The organism is Streptomyces sp. NPDC012935 (assembly GCF_042900345.1).
In the GTDB taxonomy this organism is placed as follows: Bacteria; Actinomycetota; Actinomycetes; order Streptomycetales; family Streptomycetaceae; genus Streptomyces.
On record NZ_JBIBBC010000030.1, the window covers coordinates 47,506 to 54,791 of the forward strand.

Genomic DNA, 7,286 nt, shown 5'->3' on the forward strand with positions numbered 1-7,286 from the left:
CGCGTAGGCGATCTGAATCAGGCGATCACGTCGGGCAGGCCGCTGCAGGCAGCCGCCGCGCCGGGGCAACCTGATCCGGAAGACCGCCGCGAGGCACGCTGCCGCAGCCGGTCCTGGTCGGGCAGGCTGCGGCAGGCGGTTGCCGTGGGCTGAGCTGGTCTGAGCGTTTGCGGTCGGTGGTCTGGTTCGCGTGGTCGCCGCGTAGGCGATCTGAATCAGGCGATCACGTCGGGCAGGCCGCTGCAGGCAGCCGCCGCGCCGGGGCAACCTGATCCGGAAGACCGCCGCGAGGCCCGCTGCCGCAGCCGGTCCTGGTCAGGCAGGCTGCAGCAGGCGGTTGCCGTGGGGTGAGCTGGTCTGAGCGTTTGCGGTCGGCGGTCCGGTTCGCGTGGTCGTCACGCAGGCGATCTGAATCAGGCGATCGCTGTCAGGCACCGCTGCCCCAGGCGGACGCCGCGCAAGGGAGACCTGATCGAGGGGGCCGCCGTGTGGCAACCCTGGCGGCGGGCGCCGGCACGCGGTCCGGACCGGTGAACCTGGCCGCGCCGCTCAGTCGCCCCGCTCAGCCGCCCCCTCTTCCCCGTCCTCCAACGCCCTCAACTGCTCCAGGAACCACTGCGCCGGCGGCAGCGCCGTGCCCGCCGCCGCCAGCCGCTTGGAGCGTTCCGCCCGCTCCTCCGGCCCCATGGACAGCGCCTCGTGCAGGGCGTGCGCCGTGCCGATCACGTCGTAGGGGTTGACGGCGATCGCGTCGTCGCCCAGTTCCGCGAAGGCGCCCGCCTCGCGGGACAGGACGAGGACGCAGCCCTCGTCGGAGACGAGCGGTACCTCCTTGGCGACGAGGTTCATGCCGTCCCGGATGGGGTTGACGAGGGCCACGTCAGCCAGGCGGTACGCGGCCAGGGAGCGGGCGAAGTCGTCCTTGACGTGGAGGACGATCGGGGTCCAGGTCGAAGTGCCGTAAGCGGAGTTGATCTCGTCCGCGAGTCGCTGGACCTCTGCCGTGTAGTCCCGGTACACCGCCAGGTCCTGGCGAGAGGGGTAGGCGAAGGCCACGTGGACCACCCGCTCGCGCCACTCGGGGTGGTCGTCGAGCAGCTGCCGGTAGGCCAGCAGGCCGCGCACGATGTTCTTGGACAGCTCGGTCCGGTCGACGCGGACGACGGTCCGGCGGGCCGTCCCGTCCGGCGCGGTGCCGATCTCCGCCCGCAGCGCGGCCATCCGCTCCTCGACATCGGCCTCGTGGGAGCGAGCGCGCAGGAACTCCGCGTCGGCGCCCAGGCCGTGCACGCCGATCCACGTGGTCCGCAGCGGGGGACGCCCGGTCGCCGTGTGCTGGACGGACGCCGGGGCGCCGCTCGGCGACGACGGGACGATCCGCTCGCGGTCCACGGCCTCGGCGCACGCCATGAACGCCCGCGCCCACCGCCACGTGAGGAAGCCCAGCCGGTCGGCGCCCAGCATCCCCCGTACGAGCTGCGAGCGGATGTCGTCCGGAAGCATGGAGAAGTACTCCGGCGGCGCCCACGGCGTGTGCGAGAAGTGCCCGATCCTGATGTCAGGTCGCAGCTCCCGGAGCATCCCGGGGACCAGGCACAGGTGGTAGTCCTGCACCAGGACCGCCGCCCCCGGCGCGGCACGGTCGGCCAGCGCCTGCGCGAAGGCGCGGTTGTACGTCTCGTACGACTCCCACTGGCGCCGGAACTCCGCGTCGAAGACCGGCTCCAGCGGGGTCTGGTAGAGCATGTGGTGGACGAACCAGAGGACCGAGTTGGCGATGCCGTTGTACGCGTCCGCGTGCACGCCGGCCGGGACGTCCAGCATCAGCACGCCGTCCTCGCCGACGCCGCGCCGCACCGCCTCCCGGTCCCCGTCGGACAGCGCCGAGCACACCCACAGCGCGTCGGCGTCCGGCCCGATCGCCGACAGCCCGGAGACGAGTCCGCCACCGCCCCTCCTGGAGTGCAGCGAGCCGTCCTCGCGCACGTCGTACGAGACCGGGCCGCGATTCGACGCGACCAGCACCTTGGCAGCACCCTGCGTGGAAGCCATACGCCACAACCTAGCCCGGCCCGGAAACGCTCAAACGTACGGTTCCACTCAGTGGCCGGTCCGTATACGATCAGTGGCCCAGCCAGGCCTATGACCCGGTATCGGACGTTACGCGACCTTCCGTTTCGCGTACTCGGCGATCTCCACCATCGGCGGCCGCTCCTCCGTGTCCACGGAGTACGTACGCGGCTCGAACCCGTCCTCGCCCCGCTCGAACTGAGTCAACGCCGGCCGCACGAGATGGCCGCGCGCCAGCCGCAGCTGGGCCGTGCGGTAGATCGCGGCGGACATCCGCCCCAGGGCCTGTCCGTCCTGGTGGCGGTGCTTACGGACACCCACGTCCACCTGGGCCAGTGCGTCCAGGCCGACCAGATGCAGGGCGTCGACCAGCATGCCCAGTTCCACGCCGTACCCGACGGGGAACGGGAGCTGTTCCAGCAGGGAGCGGCGAGCGGCGTACTCGCCGCCGAGCGGCTGCACGAAACCGGCCAGCTGCGGCCAGTGCATGTTCAGCAGCGGGCGCGCCATCAGTTCGGTCACCCGGCCGCCCTGCCCGGCCGCCCCGCCGAGGGGACGGTCGTACATGCCCTTGACCAGGTCGATCCCGGGGTCGGTGAGCAGCGGGCCGACGATCCCGGAGACGAAGTCGGAGGAGAACTCCTTCAGGTCCGCGTCGATGAAGCAGACGATGTCCCCGGTCGTGACGAGCAGGGAGCGCCACAGGACCTCGCCCTTGCCGGGCACGGCCGGGATGCGCGGGAGTATCGCGTCCCGGTGCACGACGGTGGCGCCCGCAGCGGCGGCCACCTCGGAAGTGCGGTCCGTGGATCCGGAGTCGACGACGACGATCTCGTCGACCAGCGGAACCTGCTGCATGAGGTCGTGACGGATGACCGCGACGATGTCGCCGACCGTCTCCTCCTCGTTCAGCGCGGGCAGCACGACGGAGACCGACTGGCCCGAACGCTGTTTGGCGGCCAGTATGTGGTGGAGCGGGCGATCGGTCGCGGACCAGGAGCGGGTGCTCAACCAGCGCTCGACTTCTTCCAGCACAGTCGGCGACTCCTCACTGTCGTGATCACAGCAGGTAATCGTGTGATCCATCTCGCGGTTCGGACGACTATCTCAACTGTCCTGGCCTTCGGTTACAGTCTTGAACAACGCGGGTGACCATCGCATGTCCGAGGTCGCCCGTAGTTGACAACCGAATACAGCTCATCCAGAGGGGCAGAGGGAAACGGCCCGATGAAGCCCCGGCAACCCTCCAGCCGGTCTCGTGGCGATCACTGTCGATCGTCTCCGCGAGGCTCCCGGCTAGGGAAGGTGCCAAATCCGTCTCACGGCGAGATGCGTCGTGAGGAAGATGAGGAGAAAGGGCCTCGCCTCACATGGCTGTGCAGACTGTTGCAAGCACCACCGACTCCACCGTAGACCTCGGTCCCGCCGCGGCGCTGTCCTGCCGCGAGTGCGGTCACCGGGTACCCCTCGGACCGGTCTTCGCGTGCGAGGAGTGTTTCGGCCCGCTGGAGATCGCGTACGACTTCTCGGCCTACGACACCGAGGAGCTCCGCAAGCGGATCGAAGCGGGCCCCGCGAACATCTGGCGCTATGCGCCCCTGCTGCCCGTCCCGGCCGACGTGGCCACCAAGCCGAACATCAACCCAGGCTGGACCAAGCTCGTCAAGGCCGACAACCTTGCGGGCGCGCTCGGCGTCGACGCCGGGAAGCTGTTCGTCAAGGACGACTCCGGCAACCCGACGCACTCCTTCAAGGACCGCGTCGTCGCCCAGGCCATCGAGGCCGCGCGCGCCTTCGACTTCACCACCCTCTCCTGCTCCTCCACCGGCAACCTCGCCGGTGCGGTGGGTGCCGCCGCCGCCCGCGCCGGCTTCCGGTCCTGCGTGTTCATCCCGCACGACCTGGAGCAGGGCAAGGTCGTCATGGCCGCGGTCTACGGCGGCGAGCTCGTCGGCATCGAGGGCAACTACGACGACGTGAACCGTTTCTGCTCCGAGCTGATCGGCGACCCCGCCGGTGAGGGCTGGGGCTTCGTCAACGTCAACCTGCGGCCGTACTACGCCGAGGGCTCCAAGACCCTGGCGTACGAGATCTGCGAGCAGCTCGGCTGGCAGCTGCCGGACCAGCTGGTCGTGCCGATCGCCTCCGGTTCGCAGCTCACGAAGATCGACAAGGGTCTGCAGGAGCTGATCAAGCTCGGGCTCGTCGAGGACAAGCCGTACAAGATCTTCGGCGCGCAGGCCGAGGGGTGCTCGCCGGTGTCGACGGCGTTCAAGGCGGGCCACGACGTGGTCCGGCCGCAGAAGCCGAACACGATCGCCAAGTCGCTCGCCATCGGCAACCCGGCCGACGGGCCGTACGTGCTCGACATCGCGCGCCGTACCGGCGGGTTCGTGGAGGACGTGACGGACGAGCAGGTCGTCGACGCGATCAAGATCCTCGCCCGGACGGAGGGCATCTTCGCGGAGACCGCCGGCGGGGTGACCGTGGGTGTCACGAAGAAGCTGATCGAGAACGGTGTGCTGGACCCGAGCCTGACGACCGTTGTGCTCAACACCGGCGACGGGCTGAAGACGTTGGATGCGGTGGCCGGTACCGGGCTGACTGCGACGATTCGTCCCAACCTCGATTCGTTCCGCGAGGCGGGTCTCGCCTGAGACAGCCCCGCCCCTCGGGGCGCCGCCCCACCGAACCTGCACACTGACCGGAGGCCACACCGTATGAGCGTCAACGTCCGCATCCCCACCATCCTGCGCACCTACACGGGTGGCCAGGCCGAGGTCGCCGCCGAAGGTGCCAACCTCGGCGAGGTCATCGCCGACCTGGAGAAGAACCACACCGGGATCGCCGCCCGCGTTCTCGACGACCAGGGCAAGCTGCGTCGGTTCGTCAACGTGTACGTCAATGACGACGACGTGCGTTTTGAGCAGGGTCTGGAGACCGCGACTCCGGACGGTGCCGGCGTCTCCATCATTCCGGCCGTCGCCGGTGGCTGACAGGGTGACCGAATGACCGATCATTACCATCGGTAACACAGGTAACTAAGAGTTCATCGAATTGCCCCCTCCGTGAGAGAAGCGGAGGGGGCAATTCTGTGTGGTTGAGCGAGGTACAGTTGGGGAACGTGCCGCCGATCCACTGGTTGGCTGCCCTTGATTTCTGCCGCAAGCCCGACAAGAAGTAGCCAAAGTGTGCGGGTTTTTTGCGGCTTTTGTTCCCTATGCCGGGTCCGACTTGACCTGAAGTCAGGGGAATTGTCCCCACATTCCCGACCGGTCGTGCCCGGATTTCTCGTCCGATTGACCTGTTGCAGACGGCAGTTGGGCAGATACATTCAGCCGCGGTCGACGCGTTCCGGCGCACGCCCCCGACCGATGGGGGGTGAGGTCTGACCCGGATCCGCGAAGTGTGGATCTGTGCAAGGGCCAGTAATAGGGGAGTTAGGCATGGCTCAGGGCACCGTCAAGTGGTTCAACGCGGAGAAGGGGTACGGCTTCATCGCGGTCGACGGTGGTGCGGATGTTTTCGTCCACTACAGCGCGATCCAGATGGACGGTTACCGCACCCTGGAGGAAGGTCAGCGGGTCGATTTCGAGATCTCGCAGGGCCAGAAGGGGCCGCAGGCGGACATGGTTCGTCTGGCCACCGGCTGAAGCACGCGTCGACTAACAGCAGCGACGTTCTTCTTCGAAGGGCTCGCACCTCCCGGGGTGCGAGCCCTTCGCCATGTCCGGGGCCCGCGCGGGTCGTGTCCGGGGCTGCCCCGGCCCCGCCCCGACCCTGCCCACCCCCGTTCGCCCACCGCAGAGGATGCCGCCCGATACCCGAGAGCCGCTTGCACTCGCCTACCCCGAGTGCTAATCATTGCGTTAGCACTCTGAAGGTGAGAGTGACAAAGAAGGACCGGGTCGGTGAGGCCCGCAGGCCGGGTGGGGCAAGGAACCACGAGGCATGTGAGCCGTCCGTCGCGGGCGCGGGCGCGGTCCGAAGGAATCACCCCCAGTCCTGGAGGGACCACTTCACATGGCCAAGATCATCGCGTTCGACGAGGAGGCGCGGCGCGGCCTCGAGCGCGGCATGAACCAGCTCGCGGACGCCGTGAAGGTGACGCTCGGCCCCAAGGGCCGCAACGTCGTCCTCGAGAAGAAGTGGGGCGCCCCCACGATCACCAACGATGGTGTCTCCATCGCCAAGGAGATCGAGCTCGAGGACCCGTACGAGAAGATCGGCGCCGAGCTGGTCAAGGAAGTCGCCAAGAAGACGGACGACGTCGCCGGTGACGGTACGACCACCGCGACCGTTCTCGCCCAGGCCCTCGTCAAGGAAGGCCTTCGCAACGTAGCCGCCGGCGCCAACCCGATGGCCCTCAAGCGCGGTATCGAGCGTGCCGTCGAGGCCGTCTCCGCCGCCCTGCTCGAGCAGGCGAAGGATGTCGAGACCAAGGAGCAGATCGCCTCCACGGCCTCCATCTCCGCCGCCGACACCCAGATCGGCGAGCTCATCGCCGAGGCGATGGACAAGGTCGGCAAGGAAGGCGTCATCACCGTCGAGGAGTCCCAGACCTTCGGTCTGGAGCTGGAGCTCACCGAGGGTATGCGCTTCGACAAGGGCTACATCTCGGCGTACTTCGCCACCGACATGGAGCGGATGGAGGCGTCGCTCGACGACCCGTACATCCTGATCGCCAACTCCAAGATCGGCTCCGTCAAGGACCTGCTCCCGCTCCTGGAGAAGGTCATGCAGTCGGGCAAGCCGCTGCTGATCATCGCCGAGGACGTCGAGGGCGAGGCCCTGTCGACCCTGGTCGTCAACAAGATCCGCGGCACCTTCAAGTCCGTCGCCGTCAAGGCCCCGGGCTTCGGTGACCGCCGCAAGGCGATGCTGAACGACATCGCGATCCTCACCGGTGGCGAGGTCATCTCCGAGGAGGTCGGTCTCAAGCTCGAGAACACCTCCCTGGACCTCCTGGGCAAGGCCCGCAAGGTCGTCATCACCAAGGACGAGACCACCATCGTCGACGGTGCCGGCTCCTCCGAGCAGGTCGCCGGCCGGGTGAACCAGATCCGCGCCGAGATCGAGAACAGCGACTCGGACTACGACCGCGAGAAGCTGCAGGAGCGCCTGGCGAAGCTCGCCGGCGGTGTCGCGGTCATCAAGGCCGGTGCCGCCACCGAGGTGGAGCTCAAGGAGCGCAAGCACCGCATCGAGGACGCCGT

Annotated in this window: 6 protein-coding genes and 1 riboswitch; of the genes, 4 read left to right on the plus strand and 2 right to left on the minus strand. The window is 68.2% G+C overall.

Annotated features, from left to right (window positions below; genetic code table 11):
* Nucleotides 1–549 precede the first annotated feature (549 nt).
* Nucleotides 550–2,052 carry a trehalose-6-phosphate synthase gene (locus ACFY5C_RS39795; RefSeq protein ID WP_389454796.1) on the minus strand — a complete coding sequence of 501 codons (1,503 nt, stop codon included), beginning with the start codon at nt 2,050–2,052 and terminating at the stop codon, nt 550–552.
* 108 nt (nt 2,053–2,160) lie between these two features.
* Nucleotides 2,161–3,105 (minus strand): glucosyl-3-phosphoglycerate synthase, encoded by a 945-nt coding sequence (locus ACFY5C_RS39800; protein ID WP_389454798.1) that lies wholly within the window; start codon nt 3,103–3,105, stop codon nt 2,161–2,163.
* Between the two features lie 159 nt (nt 3,106–3,264).
* A riboswitch (SAM riboswitch) is annotated at nt 3,265–3,422 on the plus strand.
* 18 nt (nt 3,423–3,440) lie between these two features.
* On the opposite strand from ACFY5C_RS39800, the gene thrC reads away from it, so the two are divergent.
* The 4 genes from thrC to groL all read left to right on the plus strand — a co-directional run.
* Nucleotides 3,441–4,727 (plus strand): threonine synthase, encoded by a 1,287-nt coding sequence (thrC, locus tag ACFY5C_RS39805; protein WP_389454800.1) that lies wholly within the window; start codon nt 3,441–3,443, stop codon nt 4,725–4,727.
* 63 nt (nt 4,728–4,790) lie between these two features.
* Entirely contained in the window at nt 4,791–5,066 is a 276-nt protein-coding gene (locus ACFY5C_RS39810; protein ID WP_148000006.1) for a MoaD/ThiS family protein, read from the plus strand.
* 450 nt (nt 5,067–5,516) lie between these two features.
* Nucleotides 5,517–5,723, plus strand: a complete 207-nt coding sequence (locus tag ACFY5C_RS39815; RefSeq protein ID WP_007493268.1) for a cold-shock protein — start codon at nt 5,517–5,519, stop codon at nt 5,721–5,723.
* Nucleotides 5,724–6,093: 370 nt separating this feature from the next.
* Nucleotides 6,094–7,286 (plus strand): chaperonin GroEL (groL, locus tag ACFY5C_RS39820; protein WP_389454802.1); only part of this gene is annotated, 1,193 nt, incomplete at its 3' end.

Coding starts and splice junctions, on each gene's coding strand:
- ACFY5C_RS39795 (WP_389454796.1), bottom strand. CDS start 2,052: ATGGCTTCCACGCAGGGTGCTGCCAAGGTGCTGGTCGCGTCGAATCGC.
- thrC (WP_389454800.1), top strand. CDS start 3,441: ATGGCTGTGCAGACTGTTGCAAGCACCACCGACTCCACCGTAGACCTC.
- ACFY5C_RS39810 (WP_148000006.1), top strand. CDS start 4,791: ATGAGCGTCAACGTCCGCATCCCCACCATCCTGCGCACCTACACGGGT.
- ACFY5C_RS39815 (WP_007493268.1), top strand. CDS start 5,517: ATGGCTCAGGGCACCGTCAAGTGGTTCAACGCGGAGAAGGGGTACGGC.